This is a genomic window from Tuberibacillus sp. Marseille-P3662 (assembly GCF_900178005.1).
In the GTDB taxonomy this organism is placed as follows: domain Bacteria; phylum Bacillota; class Bacilli; order Bacillales; family Sporolactobacillaceae; genus Marseille-P3662.
This window is the reverse complement of the sequence record NZ_FXBS01000006.1, coordinates 1,643,937-1,665,823: the sequence shown is the minus strand read 5'-3', so window position 1 is coordinate 1,665,823 and position 21,887 is coordinate 1,643,937. Positions and strand designations below refer to the sequence as shown.

At 41.6% G+C, this 21,887-nt stretch carries 19 protein-coding genes; 11 read left to right on the top strand and 8 right to left on the bottom strand.

Features of this window, described 5'->3' with window-relative positions; all coding sequences use genetic code 11:
* Positions 1-7: 7 nt before the first annotated feature.
* From B9Y89_RS16945 to B9Y89_RS16920, 6 genes are all read left to right on the top strand, one after another.
* A complete protein-coding gene (locus B9Y89_RS16945; protein WP_085524366.1) occupies positions 8-1,039 on the top strand; it encodes a zinc-binding dehydrogenase in 1,032 nt (343 codons plus the stop codon).
* Between the two features lie 458 nt (positions 1,040-1,497).
* Complete coding sequence (locus B9Y89_RS16940; RefSeq protein ID WP_085524365.1) at positions 1,498-2,547, top strand: galactitol-1-phosphate 5-dehydrogenase; 1,050 nt, start codon at positions 1,498-1,500, stop codon at positions 2,545-2,547.
* A 284-nt stretch (positions 2,548-2,831) separates the two neighbouring features.
* Positions 2,832-4,124 (top strand): helix-turn-helix domain-containing protein, encoded by a 1,293-nt coding sequence (locus B9Y89_RS16935; protein ID WP_085524364.1) that lies wholly within the window; start codon positions 2,832-2,834, stop codon positions 4,122-4,124.
* Between the two features lie 170 nt (positions 4,125-4,294).
* Positions 4,295-5,473, top strand: coding sequence for an amidohydrolase (locus B9Y89_RS16930; protein ID WP_085524363.1), 1,179 nt, complete (start codon positions 4,295-4,297; stop codon positions 5,471-5,473).
* Positions 5,474-5,529: 56 nt separating this feature from the next.
* Positions 5,530-6,729 (top strand): hypothetical protein, encoded by a 1,200-nt coding sequence (locus tag B9Y89_RS16925; protein ID WP_085524362.1) that lies wholly within the window; start codon positions 5,530-5,532, stop codon positions 6,727-6,729.
* Positions 6,730-6,741: 12 nt separating this feature from the next.
* Positions 6,742-8,007, top strand: a complete 1,266-nt coding sequence (locus tag B9Y89_RS16920; RefSeq protein ID WP_085524361.1) for a metal-dependent hydrolase family protein — start codon at positions 6,742-6,744, stop codon at positions 8,005-8,007.
* 178 nt (positions 8,008-8,185) lie between these two features.
* Here the strand turns inward: B9Y89_RS16920 and B9Y89_RS16915 are convergent, their stop codons facing one another.
* The gene (locus tag B9Y89_RS16915; protein WP_085524360.1) at positions 8,186-8,590 is read right to left on the bottom strand and encodes a hypothetical protein; all 405 of its coding nucleotides are present in this window, start codon (positions 8,588-8,590) and stop codon (positions 8,186-8,188) included.
* A 357-nt stretch (positions 8,591-8,947) separates the two neighbouring features.
* On the opposite strand from B9Y89_RS16915, the gene B9Y89_RS16910 reads away from it, so the two are divergent.
* Complete coding sequence (locus B9Y89_RS16910; protein ID WP_085524359.1) at positions 8,948-9,409, top strand: GNAT family N-acetyltransferase; 462 nt, start codon at positions 8,948-8,950, stop codon at positions 9,407-9,409.
* A gap of 93 nt (positions 9,410-9,502) precedes the next feature.
* Here the strand turns inward: B9Y89_RS16910 and B9Y89_RS16905 are convergent, their stop codons facing one another.
* The 3 genes from B9Y89_RS16905 to B9Y89_RS16895 form a co-directional block, all read right to left on the bottom strand.
* Positions 9,503-11,233: an acyl-CoA dehydrogenase family protein gene (locus B9Y89_RS16905; RefSeq protein ID WP_085524358.1), complete on the bottom strand. Its 1,731-nt coding sequence runs from the start codon at positions 11,231-11,233 to the stop codon at positions 9,503-9,505.
* A 3-nt stretch (positions 11,234-11,236) separates the two neighbouring features.
* Entirely contained in the window at positions 11,237-12,724 is a 1,488-nt protein-coding gene (locus B9Y89_RS16900; RefSeq protein ID WP_254901277.1) for a class I adenylate-forming enzyme family protein, read from the bottom strand.
* 62 nt (positions 12,725-12,786) lie between these two features.
* On the bottom strand, positions 12,787-13,167 hold the full coding sequence (locus B9Y89_RS16895; protein WP_085524356.1) for a MerR family DNA-binding protein: 381 nt from the start codon (positions 13,165-13,167) through the stop codon (positions 12,787-12,789).
* 256 nt (positions 13,168-13,423) lie between these two features.
* On the opposite strand from B9Y89_RS16895, the gene B9Y89_RS16890 reads away from it, so the two are divergent.
* From B9Y89_RS16890 to B9Y89_RS16880, 3 genes are all read left to right on the top strand, one after another.
* A complete protein-coding gene (locus B9Y89_RS16890; RefSeq protein ID WP_085524355.1) occupies positions 13,424-13,636 on the top strand; it encodes a hypothetical protein in 213 nt (70 codons plus the stop codon).
* Positions 13,637-13,821: 185 nt separating this feature from the next.
* The gene (locus B9Y89_RS16885; RefSeq protein ID WP_085524354.1) at positions 13,822-14,067 is read left to right on the top strand and encodes a spore germination protein; all 246 of its coding nucleotides are present in this window, start codon (positions 13,822-13,824) and stop codon (positions 14,065-14,067) included.
* On the top strand, positions 14,064-14,279 hold the full coding sequence (locus B9Y89_RS16880) for a hypothetical protein (protein WP_085524353.1): 216 nt from the start codon (positions 14,064-14,066) through the stop codon (positions 14,277-14,279). The genes B9Y89_RS16885 and B9Y89_RS16880 overlap by 4 nt, the downstream gene beginning before the upstream one ends.
* A gap of 75 nt (positions 14,280-14,354) precedes the next feature.
* Here the strand turns inward: B9Y89_RS16880 and B9Y89_RS16875 are convergent, their stop codons facing one another.
* The 3 genes from B9Y89_RS16875 to rfbA form a co-directional block, all read right to left on the bottom strand.
* Complete coding sequence (locus B9Y89_RS16875) at positions 14,355-16,046, bottom strand: DUF6044 family protein (protein WP_085524352.1); 1,692 nt, start codon at positions 16,044-16,046, stop codon at positions 14,355-14,357.
* Complete coding sequence (gene rffA, locus B9Y89_RS16870; protein ID WP_085524351.1) at positions 16,043-17,173, bottom strand: dTDP-4-amino-4,6-dideoxygalactose transaminase; 1,131 nt, start codon at positions 17,171-17,173, stop codon at positions 16,043-16,045. The genes B9Y89_RS16875 and rffA overlap by 4 nt, the downstream gene beginning before the upstream one ends.
* 104 nt (positions 17,174-17,277) lie before the next feature.
* Positions 17,278-18,204: a glucose-1-phosphate thymidylyltransferase RfbA gene (rfbA, locus tag B9Y89_RS16865; RefSeq protein WP_085524350.1), complete on the bottom strand. Its 927-nt coding sequence runs from the start codon at positions 18,202-18,204 to the stop codon at positions 17,278-17,280.
* A 276-nt stretch (positions 18,205-18,480) separates the two neighbouring features.
* On the opposite strand from rfbA, the gene B9Y89_RS16860 reads away from it, so the two are divergent.
* Complete coding sequence (locus tag B9Y89_RS16860) at positions 18,481-19,986, top strand: MFS transporter (RefSeq protein ID WP_085524349.1); 1,506 nt, start codon at positions 18,481-18,483, stop codon at positions 19,984-19,986.
* Between the two features lie 158 nt (positions 19,987-20,144).
* On the opposite strand, the gene B9Y89_RS16855 is transcribed toward B9Y89_RS16860, so the two are convergent.
* Positions 20,145-21,407 carry a SulP family inorganic anion transporter gene (locus B9Y89_RS16855; RefSeq protein ID WP_085524348.1) on the bottom strand — a complete coding sequence of 421 codons (1,263 nt, stop codon included), beginning with the start codon at positions 21,405-21,407 and terminating at the stop codon, positions 20,145-20,147.
* Between the last annotated feature and the right edge of the window lie 480 nt (positions 21,408-21,887).

Here is a 21,887-nt window from a genome sequence, read left to right as displayed (position 1 = left end):
CGTTCAAATGAAGGCACTAGTCAAAACGGAACTCGGATTTGGGAATCTAGACATTCAAGATAAAGAAGAACCTAAGCCCGGAAAAGATCAAGTGAAAATTGAAGTGAAATATGCAGGGATCTGTGGATCGGACATTCATACCTATGAAGGGAATTACAAAGTTGGCGCACCTGTTACATTAGGTCATGAATTCTCTGGTAAGGTCGTTGAGGTTGGTGCAGGTGTTAGTGAGTTTGAAATAGGAGACCGTGTGACGTCAGAGACCACTTTCTATATTTGTGGAGAGTGTAACTATTGTCAATCCGGTGACTACAATCTATGTCATCATCGTAAAGGATTGGGGACACAGCAGGATGGTGGATTTGCAAAGTATTTAATTGCCCGTAAGGACAGTCTCCATCACCTTCCAGATCATGTTGATGATCGCTCAGCAGCAATGACAGAACCGCTTGCCTGTACGCATCATATTGTTGCAAAAACGGAGATTAACAAAGGGGATGTTGTTGTCGTGATTGGCCCCGGTCCAATTGGTCTCTTTACAGCAATGGTTGCTAAAAGTCGCGGTGCCTGCGTGCTAATCACTGGTTTAACCAACGATAAAGTCCGTTTAGATAAAGCAGAAGAAGTGGGCATTGACTATGCAGTGAATACACAGGAACAAGATATTAAACAACTTGTTAATAGTCTGACAGACGGTTACGGTGCAGATGTTGTATTCGAATGTTCAGGCGCAGTTCCCGCAGCAAAACAAGGGCTTGATGTATTGCGTAAGAAAGGACAATATGGTCAGTTAGGCATTTTCCCTCAACCGGATGTCTCATTCGATCTAAAAAAAATCATTCAGAAAGAGATCCGAGTTGTCGGAAGCAGGAGTCAAAAGCCTGCCGACTGGGAGCCATCCCTCGAATTGATGAATAATGGAAGTGTCAATGCAAAAGCGCTGGTCACGCATGAGTTCGATATTACACAATGGGACGAAGCCTATCATGCCATTAAAAGCGGTGAAGCCATCAAAGTATTATTAACGCCTGTTGATTAAAAAGGCTGTTTTATAAAAAATTGCTGCTTTTAGATGCGAATCGATTTCATCATTCAAAACTAAAGCAGATAATCCAAACATGTGTAAGTGTGCTTGGCCTGTTGATTTCCACTCTAGGCGGACGCTTTCCGCGGGCATGGCTTGAGCCTCCTCAAGAGCCATTAAAAAAGACGTTAAGAGATTCTAAGCACAAGATTGTAAGATTCATGGACGGTTGAGTTACGACTTAATCGTCCAAATCGCAAGAAAGGGAGTTAAAAATGGTCGATGCACTGTTGGATTTTATGTTAGGACGCTTCAGGGTCATCAGCGATTTTTACTTAGAATATCAAATGATTTTTAATTCATTAGTAGTAGGCGGCGCATTATTTAAAATTGTTTTCAGTAAAAGAAAAACACAAAATGAATCTTCGAGCTAATAAGAGACGATTAACCCTTAGAAAAGGACGGTTAATAGAATGAAATCTCTAAGTCTTTATGACAAACAAGATATCCGTTTTGAAGAATCACCTAAACCGGTTATTGACAAGTCAGATGATGTCATAATTAAAGTAAAAGCAGTTGGTATTTGTGGTTCAGATATATCCAGATATAAAAAATTGGGACCCTATGTTGAAGGGATGACATTTGGTCATGAATTCGCTGGAGAGGTCATAGATGTTGGACCAGATGTTGACGAAAATATTAAAGAAGGGGCTCGTGTTGCAGCCTGTCCAACATTTTATTGTGGTCAATGTGAAAGCTGTCAAAAAGGAGAATTATCACGCTGTGAGAAACTCACTGTTATTGGTGCGCGTCATCCCGGTGCCTATGCGGAGTATGTAAAACTACCCGCCAATAACATTATCCCCCTTCCAGACAATGTTGATTACGATACCGCTGCACTGATTGAGCCATCTTCCGTCGTTGCTCACGGTTTTTATCGCACAAGCATCCAGCCGGGTGCTCAAGTGGCTGTTATGGGATGTGGAAATATCGGGTTACTTGCCGTACAATGGGCCAAAATTTTCGGTGCGAAGAAAGTTTATGCGATTGATATCGATGATTCCAAACTTGAAGTCGCCAATAAAGTTGGAGCCGATGTTTTAATTAACTCATTAGAACAACCAGCTCATGAACAGATTAATGAATATACAAGTGGTTGCGGGGTTGATTTAGCTGTAGAATCTGCGGGGGCACCAGCCACATCCGCACAGGTGTTGTCTTTGCCGAAAAAAGGTGGGGAAGTCGTATTCATGGGTATTCCTTATGCTGATATTCATATTCAACGATATTATTTTGAAAAAATCGTTCGTAATGAATTAAAAGTGTTGGGCTCATGGAATGCCATTTCCTCACCGTTTCCGGGAAAAGAATGGGGAGCTTCTATTCACTATATGAGTACTGGACAAATTAATGTGAAGCCCATGATTTCACACAGACTTCATTTGCATGAAGGACCAAAAACATTTGATAGAATAATAAATCGAGATGGATCCTTTGGCAAAGTCCTTTTTTATCCGGAATGAATGTCATAAAGTTTCTATGAAGTTTAAGGATCGCATTAACTGAAAGGGTGTTATCACTCTTAAGGACGATTAAAGAGGCTTCTGATTTAGGATGAATTCCAAGATCAGGAGCTTTTTTACGGCTTTTCTTATGACAATCATCTTTCAAATCATTTTCCTAACAAGAAGCTTAATAAAGATACCCAGAGTGACCAGGACTTTCTTGACTGTCTTTATATGGATAAGCGATACTATTCATATAACTGGAATTTTTAACATTAAGGTTAAAGAAAGTAGGTCACAGTATGAATATTCGATTAGGGATCATCGGGGTGGAAGACAATTTGGAACTGATCCAATCTATTGCCAATGAGTACCCTGAATTCACGACTTTTCCATTTCTACACGCTCTAGGAGAAGAAGTGATAGATATACTAAAAGCGCATCAACATGATATCGATATGTGGGTTTTTTCCGGTTATTATGTCTATCAAATAGCTGAAAGATGGGGAAAGGTCACTCAGCCAATGTTCTATGTGCCTTATACCGAATCAAGCCTTTATAAAACGTTGTATCAGGCGCAATATCACGATCACATCAATAGTGATGAAATCAGTTTTGACGCTTTTGAGCCTTATCAATTCAGTCAAATTTTCAGCGAATTAGATGTTAATGTTAATCCAGCACACCTTAAACCATACGCTGGATCGATTGATGAGATTGTTGAGCATCATTACCGACTGTGGACTGAAGGAAAGACGAAAGCGGCTGTCACCTGCATATGGATGGTGCGAAATGAACTTAAACGTCTTGGTGTGCCGGTATTTCGCGTAAGGCCTTCAGAATCAGCCATCAGTTCCGTTCTTAATATGGCCCTCCGTACGCATGAAATGCTGCGTTTTAAAAATGCACAAATCGCGGTTCAGATGTTAGAGATTGATACTTTCATGAGTTTATCTAAGGACATGTATTCTTCTGATGAGCTTAATCATTTTGAAATGAAACATACACAAGAGTTGTTAGTCTATGCTAAAAAAATTCAAGGATCGCTTAAAACAGTAGGTCCCGGCCGGTATGTCATCTTTACAACACGGGGGTTACTATCCGATATTACACAAGATTTCACAGCTGTTCCAAACATGGAAGAAATTCAACAGATTGATAAGGATGTCGTGACTTGTGGAATTGGACTGGGTCAATCCGCTTATGAAGCAGAGATTCATGCAGGTAAGGCGTTACTCCATGCTAAAGAGAAAGGCAAAGGGGCATGGATGGTCCATTTTGAAGACAAAACGATAAACGGACCATTAGGAAAACCAGAAACGATCACCTATTCGTATGACACGAAGAAATTTCAAACCATTAGTCAGCAAACCTCATTAAGTGTCGCAACCATAGGCAAGGTTGATTCCATTCTAAAGAAAATCGGCAAAAATGAAATTACTGCTCACGAACTCTCCCAGCAAATGCAAATTATGCCGAGAAGTGCGCGAAGAATTTTAGTTGAGCTTGAAAAGCATCAGTTTGCACAAGGAACGGGTGAAGAGAGCCCGAATCCCCGGGGGCGGCCAAGAAAAATATATCGAATTCAGTTGTAACAGGGTGATTATCAATCATCCTGTTTTTTTATGTGTCTAGTTAAATGTAAGTATTTTTGACAATAATTATTAGAAAATTTTATATTGACAAATAATTGACGCAACAATATACTTAAGGACATAACTTAAATTCAACCGAAAATATATCTATTAAGGGAGGCTAAGGAAGTATGCTTGAAACAAAAATAGGTGAATCATTGGTTCAGAAGGTAAAAGACCAGGTTGTCGAGTGGAGACGTTTCCTGCATCAGTATCCTGAATTATCCTTTCAAGAGGAGGAGACCTCGCAATTTGTCTATGAAACGCTGCAATCATTTGGAAGCTTAGAAGTGTCTCGGCCGACAAAAACGAGTGTGACAGCACGACTGGTTGGGGCTCTTCCTGGTAAGTCTCTCGCTATGAGGGCTGATATGGATGCCCTTCCGATTGAAGAAGAAAATGAGTTTGATTTTGCTTCAAAGCATCCTGGTGTTATGCATGCATGCGGACATGATGGTCATACGGCGATGCTGCTCGGCGCTGCAAAAGTACTGACTGAGTTACAGGAACACATTCAAGGAGAGGTGCTTTTCATCTTCCAACATGCTGAAGAATTACAACCTGGAGGAGCTCAAGAGATGGTTGAGGTGGGTGTCATGGACGGGATTGATAAGGTGATCGGTCTTCACTTGTTTTCGCCAGTCCCAGTCGGTCAAATTGGCATCACTTACGGTCCGATGACAGCTAACTGTGATACATTTGATATTCAAATTAAAGGCCAAGGTGGACATGCCTCTCAGCCTGAAGCGGGAATTGATCCCATCGCTATCGGCTCTCAAGTTTTAAACAATTTGCAACACATTGTTTCACGAAGTTTGGATCCTGCTGAGAAACTTGTTGTATCAGTGACCAAGTTTCACGGGGGGACGGCATATAATGTGATTCCGGAAACCGTTAATTTGGGCGGAACGGTACGAAGTTTTAGTCAAGATGTTCGCGAACAGACGCGGGCAAAAATTGAAAGTATTGTAAAAGGTGTGACTGAAGCGCATGGCGCTTCTTATGAAATAGACTATCAATGGGGCTATAGCTCTGTGATGAATGATTCGGAAGTGACACAAGAAGTTGAAGACATGGTGACTGAAGTGCTTGGAAGTGATTACGTCTTACAAGCACCGCCGCAAATGGGAAGTGAAGATTTTTCAGCGTTTTCCCAACAAACACCAGGATGTTTTATCGGCGTTGGAGCCGGAAACGAGGATAAGGGAATGGTCCATCCTCACCATCATCCACGTTTCACTATTGATGAAGATGCCTTGGAAGATGGCCTCAAAATTTTAGTCAATGCCCCGTTTAAATTATTAGATTAATAGATAAGGCGTCATCATTTCTAGATTTTTTTATAACACAAAGAGAGGTTGATCATATGGATCCTGTCGTAGCCACGATGATTGTTTTAGCTATAATAACAGTAGGTGAGATTGTTTCAATCAAAACGAGAGCCAAAGTTCCTACCTTGCTGATCGTTCTAGTGGGTATGTTTGCATTGCTTAAGACAGGGATTTTACCAGAGAATATTATTGAAGCTTCTACATTTTCTGTTGTTGGTGCCGTTTTACAACCGGCTCTCCTAGTGCATATGGGGACACTCATTCCTATAAGGGTGATGAAAAGCCAATATAAAGCTGTGCTCATCTCTCTTATAGGCATATCGTTTTCAGTTATATTGATTTTCCTTATTGCTACGCCGCTTTTTGGTTATGAGACCGCAGTTGCAGGATCAGGTCCGTTAACCGGAGGGTTGATCGCATATCTTGTGACATCTGAAGCGCTTAAAAATGTTGGTCTCGCAAGTCTGGCTGCTATTCCATTGATCGTCTTAGCATTGCAAGGCATAGCGGGTATGCCGCTTACTTCAATTTTACTTCGTCGGCACGGCTTTAGAATTCGTCAATCTATGGATGCTGGTCACTTTACGGCTGCTTCTGTTGTTGCAAAAGACGTTTCAGGTGAGGGTCCTGAAGAAAACCCGGTAAACAAGGGACGCAAGAAGAAAACCTTAGTGCCTGAAAAATATCAGAATAGTAGCTTTATATTGCTGTTCATGATATTTATAGGTGGTTCCCTTGCTGTATGGCTGGAAACCCTCACTGGTATTAGTTATAGCCTGTTTGGCCTAGCTATTGGCATTATCGGAACTTATGTTGGTTTTTATCCGCAAAAAGCATTGGAGCAGGCCAATGGATTCAGCATTGCCATGGTGGGACTCATTTTTATCGTTGTTGGGTCCCTGGCGACGATTTCATTCAATGATGTGATTGCAATTCTCCCTGAAGTCATTTTAATCATTATTATTGGTACGGCAGGGCTTGTCGTAGGTGGTTACATTGGATCAAAATTGTTTAAATGGGATCCTTGCAAAGGTATACCCGTTGCTTTAACAGCACTGTATGGTTTTCCAGGCGACTATCTTATTTCGCAAGAGGTTAGCCGCGGCGTGGGTAGAAATCAAAAGGAAGAAGATGCGATTTTTAATGAAGTTCTATCCCCTATGCTGATAGGTGGATTCACATCTGTGACAGTCGGATCTGTTGTCATTGCAAGTCTACTCGTTCAAACATTATAAGGGGGATATCATATGATGTACACGCTTGTTAAAAATGGAATATTGATAGATGGTAAAGGAGGACAGCCGGTACTTGAGGCAGGAGTGTTATTGAAAGACAATCGGATCGAAGCGGTTGGTCAAGTAAATGATATTAAGGTACCCAATGAAAATGTTCAAATCGTGGATGCTGGTGGCGGTTTTATTCTTCCTGGTTTATTCGATACACACGTTCATATGATGATGGAAATAACCGATATGCGAGAAACATTGAAGACACCCTTTTCATATAAATTTTTTCAGTCAGTTGAATACTTAAGAAGGACTGTTGATGCAGGCATTACTTCGATTCGTGATGCAGGCTTCACGGATGTGGGTGTAAAGGAAGCGGTCGAGAATGGGCTGGTAACGGGACCGCGTATGCAAATAAGTATCAATCCGTTGACGATTACAGGTGGGCATGGTGATTCATGGATGCGTTCTGGTATTGATGTAACATCGGCTAGCTATCCAGGGATGCCAAGCGGCATTTGTGATGGCCCGGAACAAGTTCGCCAAAAAGTACGAGAAATGTTGCGAGCCGGGGCAGATATTGTCAAAGTGCATGCGACGGGAGGTGTCATGAGCCCTACAGATCATCCTGAATATACTCAATTTTCGCAAGAGGAATTGGAAATCATGGTCAAAGAAGCCTCATTTCGGCGTGGTGCGAAAGTTATGGCCCATGCCCAAGGTGCTGAAGGCGTTAAGAACGCCGTCCGTGCCGGTATTCATTCCATCGAACATGGCATTTTCCTTGATGATGAAGCGATTGAATTAATGCTTGAAAATGGGACCTATCTTGTTCCAACGTTGCTCGCCCCGATTGCGGTGTTAGAAGCGAGTCAAGATAGTGATGATATGCCACAACACGCGGTTGAAAAAGCGAAAGAGGTGGCCGATATCCATCGTGAAAGTATTGCGAAGGCCTATAAGTCAGGCGTAAAAATCGCCATGGGGACAGATGCAGGGGTTATGGCGCATGGAACAAATCTTCGTGAACTCGGTCTAATGTGTGATATCGGGATGTCACCGATGGAAACTATTACCGCAACCACGAAAGTTGCTTCGGAATGTCTCGGTTGGGACAATGAATTAGGAACGATTGAGACTGGTAAACAAGCGGACCTTATTATTACTAAAACAAACCCGATAGCGGATATCCGTTCCCTTGAAAACAGTGATAATATTCGTGTGGTTATAAAAGATGGAAACATAGAAAAGGATTTAAGAACGTCAGCCAAAGAAATCGTGCAATAACTGTTGATGAATAAGGATTAAGGACGTGCATTAGGTTAAAATCATTATTGAGTGATTCCTGGAATGCTAGAGAGTTCCATGAGTCACTCTTTTTTTATTAAATATTATCATTAAATATTTTTATAAATTGGATCGTTATTAGGGTGATAGAGTAGGGAGGGGCGTATGTCTTTATAGATCAACCGTTCCGATGGTTCTTTCCACCGATCAACTGTTTCTCAAGGTTCCAAACGCGCTGATTTAAGGCTTCAGTGCCGTCTTGGGCTTCATCGGCTTTTTGGTTCAATTGAGTGAGCCCTTCGTTTGTCTCATGTCTAAATTCATAGACTTCTTCCTTAAAGTCTTGCATCTCATCCTTGAATCCATTCATGTCATCTTTAAATGCATACATCTCACTCTTAAATTCGTACATGTCATCTTTAAATGCATACATCTCCGTTTTAAATTCATACATTTCACCTTTAAATTCGTACATGTCTTGCTTGAACGCATCAAACTGTGAGCTTAAGCCTTCGAGCTTAGCGTCCATGTTTTCTTGACCTTCTTTTAAACCTTGTAAAATAACTTTGAGTTCATCATCCATTGTCAAAGCTCCTTTTATCAGTATGATAACATATCATAATAAGCCTTTCTTATATCATTAAATGATCTCAACCCGTTGTTTAAATGGCATGAATCAAATAATAGATTTTCGAGTCAACTTTTAGTTACTGGATTTTATAGCTGATTGAATACGGGTGATTGAGTGTTTGATAAGATGGAAAAGCATGAGGTTAGCTGGAAAGATAAAATATTTCATTAAGGGGAACGCTTGGCATCAAAAGATCAACCTACATAATAAAAATACGACATTGATCGACGAATTCCTGCATCAATTTTATAAAAATCATTTGTAGGAATACGTGAAGGGTTAAGAAAAAATTCATAGAGGAGAACTCACATGAAAATAACAAAGACTAAAGATTATAGTACCATTGCCGAATTAAATCAATATGTCCACAATTTGCATGTTGAGCTTTATCCGGAGCATTTTAAGGCATATAACTATGAAGCCGCAGAAGCTCTTTTTAGAAATGCGGTCAACAAACCTCACCATACGTTTCTTCTTTTAGAGGATCATCATCAATATCTAGGCTACGCTTGGATTGAAATCAAGGATTATCCAGAAAATGCATTTAAGAAATCCTATCAATCAGTGTATGTTCACCAAATCAGTATTAAGGACGTCTACCGGAAAAAAGGGTATGGGTCGCAGCTCATGCAATTCATTGAAGCTATGGCGAAGGACGATCACATAGACAAAATCGAGTTAGATTATTGGGTGGACAATCGTATCGCAAAGGAATTCTATCGAAAGCAAGGTTTTAAAACATATAGGAAGTTTATCTATAAAGATGTTTGATAGGGATGCATGAGTATAAAGCGACTATTACGATTAATAACAGCCGCTTTAGGAGTATCTATAAAAGAGGGGTGTTCTCAAAATGTCGAAACATCATCCAAAACAAACAAGGGTTTCAAACATTTCAGGGCTGACATGACCATTGGTGAGTATATCTTGATCGTTAGTCTGCCTGAATTGTTGATGGACCCAGTGTTCTGCCGCCAGAGCTCTACGGTTATCATTGGTTGTTTCGATGTCATACTGGGCTTCTTCAAGTAAATGCACGCCGGCAAAGGCATCGTACATATTATTGGCTAATTTTTTTGCGGCCGCTTGTTGTTGGTGTTCATCTTGTTTGAGAACATGTTCGATCAACTGCTCTGTACGGTTCACTTCTTCTGTTAATTGATTTTTTGTTGTTGACAGAGAAGGATGATCGATGCTATCAAGCGTCTTGTGAAGGTCTTCAGAAAACGAAGCGGCACCGCTTTTCTGCAGCGTCTTCAGAACTTCAAGGCATTGAATATTGGCTGTTCCTTCCCAGACAGGATTGACAACCGCATCTCTAAGGAGTCTCGGCGTGACGTATTCCTCGATATATCCGTTGCCGCCATGAAGTTCGAGGGCTTCTTTGGCCGCGGAAACTCCGAGTTCACTGCAGCGGTATTTGGCAAGTGATAATAAAATTCGCATTAAAGAGTAGTCATTGTTAGTGTGATGATTGTAAGTGTGAACATGGTCGAACATGCGAATCGTTTGTGAAGCAACCGCCCAACCGGCCTCAATTTCTGTGATCATATGAACAAGCGTTTCCTGGACCATCGGGAATTGATTCACTGACTGTCCAAAGGCATTTCGATGACTTGTGTAAATAGCAGCCTCTAGAAAGGCTCTTCTTGCAACCCCGAGTCCTGCCAGGGAAGTCCCCAAACGGGATACATTTAACGCTTCTGCCATATATTTAAAACCTTTTCCTTCTTCACCGATCAGGTAACCAACGGCTTCGTTCAATACCAACTCGCCGCTGGCAACCGCTCTGACACCCAATTTATCTTTTAATCGGCGGATCGTCACGTTGTTTTTTGTCCCATCAGGGAGTGTTCTCGGCATAAGAAAAAGACCCAGTCCGCGTGTTGATGGTTGATCATTTATACGTGCTAAAGTAATGGCCACTTCGGCATCACAATTGCTTGCGAACCATTTTTCACCGCTTAATAGATAATGGTCTCCGTGTTTGACGGCTGTGGTTTCCGTAGCTCCCACGTCAGAGCCGCCTTGAATTTCTGTAAGGAAGGTGCCGCCTTGTTCGTGGATATCCGGATCTGTTGCAGCTAATAGAGACAAATAATCGTCTTTTTGCTGCTGGGTACCGAATTTCTCAAGAACAAAAGCAGCAGATTGTGAGAGACCGATCGGACATGTGAATCCTGTTTCCGCTTCACAAAGCATATAGAGCAGAATCGCGTTAACCATGAACGGGACTTGTTCTGGTGCATACTCATCATACCGATATGAAACGACACCGGTGCCATACCCGTCTTTGACCGTCTGTAAGTAGCCTTCGTTATACCAAACTTCATTAATTTCTTCGCCTTTACGGTTGTAGCGAATCAGTTTTGGTGCTCCGTCTCTGTCAGTATGTTCAGCTCTTTCATCCATCGCTCCGGCAGCCAGTTTCCCCGTCTTATGAAAATCGGACTCCACATAGTCCAACATTGTGTTGGATAAATATCGCTTCGCATATCGCTGTAAAATTGGATCATCGTCATACCATTGGGCGTCATGGCCTTGTTCCCATTTTGTATAATCTATCTTTGTGTGTTCCTTCACACTTTTTGGCATGGATCACATCTCCTTTATTTTTTGTTTCAACAGTTTTCCGCTGGCATTGTGCGGTAATGCCTTTACAAAACGATAGATGCGCGGTTGCTTGTAGTCAGCTAAGTGCTCGGAAACATATTCTTTTAATGCCTCTTGGGTGGGCTCGGCTCCCTCCTTTGGAACGACGACAGCTTTAACGGTCTCACCCCATTCTTTATCAGCCACACCTACAACACACACTTGTTCGACGCCGGGATGTTTAGTTAAAATGTTTTCAACTTCACGTGGGTAGACATTTACACCGCCGGGAATGATAATATCTTTTTTGCGATCAACGATATAAATATAGCCGTCCGCATCGCGATAGGCGATATCCCCTGTATACAGCCAGCCGTCTTGGATGGTTTCTAACGTCGCTTGTGCGTTATTATCATAGCCGACCATCAAACTATCGCCTTTTAGAATAATTTCTCCGTATTGACCAGGGGTTGTTTCTATTCCAGACTCCGTAACAATTTTCATTTCGACATTAACGACAGGCGTTTTCCCGATACTCCCCGGTTTTGTATGGTGTTCTTCAGGTCTTAACAGGCAACCATTGGGTCCGGCCTCTGTTAAACCATAGACTTGATAAAAGTTGTTATTTCGAAATGCTTGGCTGACATATTGATACGAAGCGAGCGGCATGGGGCTTCCACCGTAAGCGAATACTCTCATGCTTGATAAATCATAAGATTGAAGGTGAGGATGTTTGGCTGCTAGTAAATAGGCGATAGGCGCGGCGAATGTGGTTGTCGTTTGTTCCTTGTGAATGGCCTGCAAAAATGCTTGTGGTGTGTAATCGCCTATAACATGTGAGGCACCGCAATAAAAAGGAGCCAGGAAGAAGTCATTAAGCGGCGCAGAATGGGATAAAGGCATAAGGGTCAGCGAGCGGTCATCCGCCGATAAGTTAAACTCTATTGCGATTGCCGTTGCTACGGCTGTTAATTGTTCGTGTGTGAATAGAACGCCTTTTGGGACACCGGTGGTTCCGGATGTGAACATGATCTCAGCAATGTCTTTTGAACTGATGGCAAGTTCCAAGTTATCAGTGGAAAACCCGCGGGCAAGTTTGGTTGCATCTTCTATAGAAAAACAATAAGGTATTAGATTTTGCGCGGTGACCTCATCTATTACAGGTTTGTATGCGCTTTCAAAAAGAACGCCAGAAGCCTTGGTGTTATTTAATAGGGGGATGAGTTCATTTGAAGTTAGTTTCACGTTCAAAGGCATCGGGATGGCACCGAGTTTCATTAAAGCGAAATAAGCATAGAAGAAATGTTCATTATTGTTGGACTGGATCGCAATCCTGTCATAGCGGCTAACTCCTTTATTTTGAAGCCATCTTGCCATTTGATTGACGGTACGATTCATATCAGGGTAACTGAGCCGAGCAGTCGGGGTGATCCACGCTTCTTTAACAGGATACTTCCTAGCATGTCGTTCCAATATACCGTGAATGGTCGTCATCATGACACCTGCCCTAAAGTATTATTGGTTATATCAAGCCTAGCGGGCTTGGATACTACTCGTTAATCATTTTCGAATCTTTCCCTATATGCCAAAATATCCGCTTTAGCTGTTTGCAATTCAAGCAGTTTTTCATCAATGTCTTGTAACTTTTGATCCGTGTAGGCCAATATGCGTTGTTTCTCCAGATCACCTTTTGGATTGCTCTCATATAGGTCGACCATTTCTTTAATTTCCTGCAATCGGAAACCTAAACGTTTGCCGCGGAGAATGAGTTTGAGCCGACGCCTTTCTTGGTCAGAAAAGGTTCTCTGCTGACTGGAGGCATCACGATCTTGTGATTGTATCAATCCCATTTCTTCATAATAACGGATGGTTCTTGAACTGATGTCAAATAATGAAGCCAGTTCGCTAATGAGGTATTGTTTTTCATGACACGACACACTTGATCCACCGCTTTCAATATTGAGTTGACGTTAACGTTAACTAGCATAAATGTACCACTCTTAATTATAATTGTCAATCAAATTTGACTATTCGAATAATATATCCTTTTTTTATGAACAAGCAAAGGTTATACTATTAGTAAAGTCTCCCTCCTAATGCTCAATCGTATTTCTAGCCATACTGAATCAACTATTGATATGATGTCTATAATGATAACTTTTAAATGATAGCGAGAAAGGAGTTGCCCCTCAATTGGCACGATATCTTTTTGAATATGTGGTTATTCCGGAAAATAAGACAAGTGAATTTAGCATTGTGGCGGAATCTGAAGATATAGCTAGGAACAAACTTGTTGAGAGAGTCGCTGATCTTGAATTTGTTGATGAAAGTGACATTCGAATTGAAAAGTTACTTAAGACACTGGACGTTGAAAAAAACTATTATGAATGTGAAGCATGTACATGACAGTCTAATATTTTTCGGCCGGTTGACGACAGCCTTAAGGCTGTCGTTGATTTTTAGGCTTTATGAAATGAGTATTAAAGGATTCAACAAGAAACAAGGCGAAGAAGTCGCGTTGTTGTCACGTTGTGATAGCTGTACCATATATTATTTATATGTGTAACTGATATTACGCAAGGAGGGAGCACATGGCTGTTCCAATTAGTTTTAATTCGATCAATGTGAATACGTTAGATACAGACTCCAGCATATCTGTTGGTGAGAATCAGCAAAATAATTGGTCGGCTCATTCAAAAAATAACTTCGGTAACGGCATGTTTTTTGGGTGGAATGTAACCTCTAATTCAGTCAATAATGTTTATGACCCTGATGTTGCTGACATTCCAATACATGACGGAGATGTTGTTTCATCATCACAGGGGCAAGCAAGATGATCCATTTCGATTCGATTAATGTCAATGTCATTGACACAACATCTGGGATTTTCACCGGCACAAATCATCAAATGAATTGGAGGACCCAATCCAAGACAAATTCAGGATTTGGAACCGTTGAGGGGCAGAATAATGTGATTATCAAGCCCGTCAATACGGTGATTGATCCAGACACAACTGACAATCCCTATTATAATAACAATCAGCAGTGAACCTCCTGATTTTCATATATATTATGTATGAGACAAGCTGACAACTAGGTGTGGAATCATTTCTATAAACGGGTTCTATAACACCTTATAAAGCCGGATGCGCCAAACAGATTGATCATTCTCAAACACCTTGAGTAATTTCAAATTCTCTGCTTTGGCGTTTTTGATTTTAACAGCAGATAAAATATAGTCGCCGCCCATTTTTTTGAATTGAGGGGTGTCTATATCAAGGTGTTTCACAACTTTGTGCTTATCTTTTGTGTACATATAATGTTTGCCAAGTTCATCAACGAAGATGTAACAGCGGCTGCCCCATGTATCATAGTAATGTTGGAGGGTTGCATCTTTATCCAGTTCACCGTCTATCACGTCTCGAAATTGATGTTTATACGATAAAGGATACATCGTTATATAGCCGTCCAGCGTATAAAAGCCGTTATACAGTGCGATAGCGGGATGCATCCCGATACTTGCAACACGGTAGTTCTCAGGGTTCTTCCCGATGTAGTCTTGTATATTGGAAAAAAGGTCTTCGGAATAAAATTGTTCAAATGACGGATAATCAACGCTTCTGTATTTCAATTCGTGATTTTGGTTGCAGACGACTAGCAATTGACCTATAAGCAGGACGCTAACGATGATTTTTCCGACCTTAAACTTGGTATGAATGATGGTTAAAGCTAAAGCAAACATCAAATACCACAAGACTTGATTGAGAAAATGGATTCGGCTGAAGTTGAAGGTATTCAACAAATCAGAAACATTTTTTAGGACGCGCATCCCTTCCCAATACCAGAGTGCGTACCAAAAGGAAAAAGCGGCTGCAAGCACAAGCAATAAAAGCAACAAATGATTCTGATCAGCTTTGAGACGTAAGGAACGCTGTTTGTATTTAGAGAATAACACAAGCAATAAGGCTCCGCCGACAACGTAAATGATGATGTATTGCTGTAATGTATAGGCGTGTGTATGAGCTGTCGTGAAATTCTCGATAAATAAGCTCAGCGTATCGCTCAAGCTGTTATGTCCAAGGGAGAATTCAGCTCGATGGTCTGTAAACGCGTGCCCGAATAATACCCCAATAACAAGACGATACAATTTTCCAAGATAAATGGCGGTCATCATCACGATGGCCAAAAACATTGTCCAATTCATATCCTTATTACGGATCCCATCAACAAGCCATAGTATCCCCATGAGACCAAGAAAGAAAATGAATGTCAGAATGAAACTGGAATAAAAGGGCATCAAGCCAAGAATGAGCCAGTCAGAAACATTTGAGTTATGCCTTCTGATATTTAAAAATGCGTATAAAGCCAGTGGAATACCTGCGGTGCTTAACGCTCCGAACGGCCAGAACGGCAGCAGCGAAAAGCAAAGGGCGACCCCTGTTACTATTAATGGGTTGGGGTTTTTCAGCATATGGTTTTTCAATAGCATATACATACCGAAAAACGCAGTGAACCTGATTATCACCGCGTTGATGATAAAAGCCGTCATTGGTGTGAACAGACTGAATAACAACACGTAAAGCTTGAACTCTGAACCATAAGCTATTCTAGGGAGACCATTCATCATATTGGGAATGTCGGCTCCCGATGCGGCGAAGGCTTGTCCGCTTTCTGCTAATATTTTGTACCAGACCATGTTAGAGTCAAGACTATCATGGATTCGAACATGAGCATCCTCCCCCAATATGAGCAGGGGGGAGAGGTAGATAAGGATGATGGCGATTGCGGCGGCGAACAACCATTGATTGAATTTCATGGTTTGTAAAAGTCCTTTATTGTTTTGATAATATAATAAACATCTTTTTCTTCCAAGTGATAGTAAAGCGGCAGCCGCAATAGCCGTTCACTTTCGCGTGTGGTATAGCAATCTTCCCCATGAAATCGACCGAACGTTTGGCCTGCCATGGACGAGTGCAACGGGACATAGTGAAAGGCAGTCATAATCTCATTGTCTTTTAAATAGTCAATTAAAGCTGTTCTCTCATTTAGGTCTTTCGCCTTGATATAGAACATATGGGCGTTGTGCTGACAGTGATCAGGTACATGTGGCAGCTGAATTCTGTCTTCATCGGCGAGAGGTTTTAATTCATTGAAATAGGTTTGCCATGACATTAACCGGTCCTCATTGATCCCACCCGCATGCTCTAATTGAGCATATAAGTAGGCCGCATTCAATTCGCTTGGCAAAAAAGACGATCCCACATCAACCCAGGAATATTTATCGACCTGTCCCCGGAAAAATTGGGAACGATTCGTGCCTTTTTCACGAATGATTTCAGATCTATATTGATCACCTTCATGGTTGATAAGGAGGGCTCCGCCTTCACCACTAGAATAGTTTTTCGTTTCGTGAAAACTATAACAACCTAGACGCCCGAGTGTTCCAAGGGCTTGACCTTTATAAACGCTCATCATGCCTTGAGCAGCATCTTCAATCACAGTGATGCCATACTGATCAGCAATGGCATTAATCGTGTCCATCTCACAAGCAACGCCAGCGTAATGGACAGGCACAATCGCTTTTGTTTTATCCGTAATCGCATCTTCAATCAATGTCTCATCGATGTTCATTGTATCCGGGCGAATATCAACAAAGACAATCGTGGCCCCCTGTAACACAAATGCGTTAGCTGTGGAGACAAATGTATAAGAGGGCATAATCACTTCATCTCCCGGTCCGATGCCCGCTAGCATGGCAGCCATTTCAAGCGCATGGGTGCATGATGTTGTCAGCAATGCTTTTTGACAAAAGTATTTTTCCTCGATCCATGCTTGGCAAGCTTGGGTGAACCTACCGTCACCCGATAACTTTTTGTTTTTTATGACTTGCTCGATATAGTGTTGTTCCTTACCTGTCATGGGTGGAACGTTGAAAGGAATCATAGCAGCCTCCGGTCTTGTTCACGTCTTTGTTTGCAGGTATTAACGACTGGTTTTGGAAAGTCATGATGAAGTGAATGCTCGTCTATATTGTCGCAAAAACGTCATCATTGCATCAATTCTGTTCGATGGCCTCGATTCGCTTGATTCCAATATTGCTGAGTATACGCACTTTGCGCCACTTCAAGCAAATATTGTCTGTAAGCACTCTTTTTCATCGTTTTGATTTTGCTCATTAATTGGTCTTGGGACATGTAGTTCATATAATAGGCTATTTCCTCAAGACAGGCGACTTTAAACCCCTGACGCTTTTCGACGGTTTCGATAAATTGTGATGCTTCGAATAAAGATTCAGGAGTGCCGGTATCGAGCCAGGCAAAACCACGTCCGAGTAATTCAACATCAAGCGTTCCCTGTTCAAGATATGCCTGATTAATGTCAGAGATTTCGAGTTCACCGCGTTCTGATGGTTGAATGTCCTTGGCCATTTGCACAACATCTTGATCGTAAAAATATAAGCCGGTAACCGCAAAATCAGATTTAGGGTTGGCTGGTTTTTCTTCTATGGATTGAGCTTTTTGTTCGTGATCAAAAGCGACAACACCAAAGTGTTGAGGTTCCCTGACACGATAACCGAAAACTGTTGCACCATTTGTTTTATTGGCTGCATGGCGTAATAACGGCGTGAAGCCCTGGCCATAGAAAATGTTATCTCCCAGAATCAAGGCCACGTTATCCTGACCGATAAATGATTCACCGATAATAAAGGCTTCAGCGAGTCCTTTAGGAGAAGATTGTACACTATATGACAGAGAAATCCCAAATTGACTGCCATCACCGAGTAGTTCTTGAAATCTTGGTGTATCCTTTGGAGTCGAAATAATTAAGATGTCTTTGATTCCAGCGAGCATCAATACGGATAAAGGGTAATAGATCATCGGTTTGTCATAGACAGGGAGCAGTTGCTTAGAAATGGATTGGGTTAACGGGTAAAGGCGTGTTCCGTTTCCTCCAGCAAGAATAATGCCCTTCATTAGAATGAACCTCCTGTGTTTCATTGCATCGAATGTTATCTCGCGTTATGTTCCTTTCATCGAATGACTGACCATTTTGGGTGATGACACTGACTTTGGTAACTTTTTCATACCCTTCGAATCAATCAATAAAACTTGTTCCATTGAGATCATTCTTAATCTGAATTTAATCATTGTAATATGAAAGCCAAAGTGAATGTGAAATAAGGAAGTCGTAAAACCTAATATTGAAGTGGCTATTAAAGATTGGAGCAGATCAAAGGGAGGAATCGATCAATGGCTGAAAAGAGTAATAACAAAAAACGATCCCGATTGTCGTTCAAGAAAAAATCGAAACAGACCTTACATAAAGATGATGTGACAGTTGTCGATACTCAAGTTGCGAAAAAAGCCGTTGTGGGAACAGCGGTTGGTAATGCCATGGAATGGTTTGATTTCGGTATTTACTCCTATCTCGCTGCAACGATTGGCCAAGTATTTTTTCCTGAACTAAGCGGGCCGGTGCAATTAATCTATTCCTTTGCCACATTTGCTGTTGCCTTTCTTGTCCGTCCCATCGGCGGGATGTTTTTTGGAATGTTAGGTGATCGATTAGGGCGCAAAAAAGTTCTAGCGATGACGTTAACATTGATGGCACTATCCACCTTAAGTATCGGGTTGATTCCAAGCTATGCATCGATCGGTGCGACAGCGACCATATTATTGCTTGTTGCCAGATTAGTTCAAGGTTTTTCAACAGGTGGAGAGTATGCGGGTGCAATGACGTTTATCGCTGAATCCACGCCAGATAAGAGGCGAGGGGTTTTATCAAGCGGGTTAGAAATGGGGACCCTAATCGGTTATATTGCAGGATCCGGTATCGTCACCTTGCTCACATTTATTTTGGGATCCGATACCATGGTAGACTGGGGATGGCGCATTCCATTCTTTATTGCTGCACCCATTGGTTTCGTCGGCTTTTGGCTGCGGAATCGTTTAGAAGAAACACCGGCTTTCGAAGCTATGGAAGAATCAAGGGATGACAATGAGCATGTGTCGATGAAAGACATCCTTGTCTACCACAGGAAGCCTTTGCTTATTGGATTGATCGTCGTCTTCTTTTATAATGTCGTGAACTATATGGTTTTGTCCTATATGCCCTCACATTTATCCGCTGTCCTCGGTTACGGGGAAACGAAAGGGCTGCTGTTGATTTTAATTGTCATGGTTCTTATGGTACCCATTGTGTTAATGATGGGCTATTTTGGGGATCGGATTGGTGCCAAACGGATTATCCAAGGAGGATTAATCGGTTTAATCCTTTTATCGATTCCAGCGTTTTTATTGATTGGGAGCGGCAATACTTTGCTGGTGTTTTTCGGAGTTATGTTATTGGCCATCTTTTCTTCCTCGTTTCAAGGAACCATGCCGTCATTGCTGCCCTCACTATTCTTTACAGAAGTCAGATACGGTGCGCTGGCGATAACGTATAATATATCGGCTTCAGTGTTTGGCGGGACGACACCGTTACTTGTATCCTGGTTGATTAATGCGATGTCGAACAGGATGGTCCCGGCCTATTATCTTATTTTTGCTTCGCTCATTGGTATTATGGTTGTGACGTATCTTGTTAAGGATACGTCTGGCAAACCGCTCCGGGGTTCAATGCCAGCCGTTGCAGAAAAAGAGGACATTGAAGAGGTTATCGAAGAGCCGGAAGAAGCTTTATGGTGGGAAGAAGAAAAGCATGAGATTGATCAGAGGATAGAGGAATCAGACGATGACAACAACAATAACAGTTAAATGAGCGGAGGCTGGGACAAATCTAAAACAGGATACCCAAAAGTTGAACAATAAGAGATGAAAGTAAGTTTATCATCCGAACTGATGAATGAAACAAGTTCGGATGATTCTGTGACTCATATACTTTTGTCTCATTTTTTTTTGGTAAATAAGGGGAATTATAACCTTATTTCCTCAGTTTTAGACGACCGACGTTCCTGTCTTTTTTTGTATAAATAGATACAAAAGGAGAGAAATAAACCAGCCCCTATGCCTAAGGTTAGATTAGTGGAGAATGTGAGCACAAAGGTGACTAATAAAATCCACGAATCTCCAGTTCGTGCTTTAACCACATGAATAAATTGGTCTCTTTTACTGATGTTCCACGCTACAACCATTAAAACCGGTGCTAAGCTGGCAATGGCCACGTGTGTAGCATAAGGGGCAAGTAATAATAACATTGATAAAGCGACTAAGGCATGGGTCATGCCTGCAACCGGGGAGTGGGCTCCGTTTCTAATATTCGTGACCGTTCGTGCCACCTCACCAGCGGCTGGAATGCCGCCAAATAACGGTACCACCGTATTAACCACGCCTTGGCCGATGAGTTCTTTTTGATTGTTATGGCTAAAATTCGTCATGTCAGCCGCTACGCGGGAAGTTAATAAAGATTGCAGTCCTGCGAGGACAGCGATTAGAATAGCCGATGGGAACAAAGTGATGATTTTGTCCAAGGTCAAGGCAGGCAGTTGAAATTCAGGGAATCCACTTGGAATGTTACCGTAAATCGACCCAATGGTTTCGACGCGACCATTATAGAAGAATGCCGAAATGGTACTCGATACAAGCATGCCCAGTAAATAAGCGGGAGCATTCGGAAAAAAACGTGGAATCACCAAGATAGTGAGTAAGCAAATCAAGGCTGTTATGATACTATAGGGATTGACGAGGTGAAGATTGATTGCAATGGCCTGCATATTGAGATGAAAGTATTGATATTGCTGAATATCGTGCATGCCTAAAAAGTTGACAATTTGTCCGGTGAAAATAATCACCGCAATGCCGGCTGTGAAACCAGTAATAACTGAATGAGGAAAAAAGTGAATTAAGCTTCCCACTTTGCAAACCGCTAGAATCATGAGTAAAATCCCCGCCATAAATCCGGCAATTAATAGATTTTGGTATCCAAATTGAGAAATGATCCCCATCAAGACAGGAACAAAAGCTCCGGTTGGTCCGCCAATTTGAAATCGGCCCCCTCCTAAGAGCGCGATTAGTAGACCCGCCACAATGGTTGTATAAATCCCTGTCACAGGAGCCGTTCCAGAAGCAATGGCAAATCCTAAACCAAGCGGAATAGCGATGATGCCCACAATAATTCCTGATAGTAGATCCCTTTTGAAATGTTGTAAAGAGTATCCTTTGAATGCTTTCAGATCCATAAAGAACAATCTCCTTTATCAGCAAATTAAAATTGGTATTCATTCACTTTGGTTGTCTCTAATATCTCCGTTAATACAAAAGATATCATGTATGATTTCATTGAAAATACAAGAATTTGACGGTGAAGTGAACACGTAAATAAATGGGAAAATGGGTCTAAATTGATGATAGTGTTATTAAGAAGATTGAAAGCGCCGTCAATCGCGCAGTGATTGACTCCAATGAAGGGCCTGTCATTTAAGCCGCTTATAATGATAAAAAAAGGGGTCAAGAAAAACAAAACTTTTGTATGAGTGAGAAAATTTGACAAGGATAGAGATCTTAAACGGGTAAGAGGAAGCCTTTCTGCTAATCATGGAGGCGTTGAGAAGCATGTCATTGAAGGGGAAGCGTATATAGGTATCATGTTCATTGATTCGTCAATACTTGTATGATTTAGAAGGGTTATATTCATACTGGATTCCTCATATCAGTTGAAT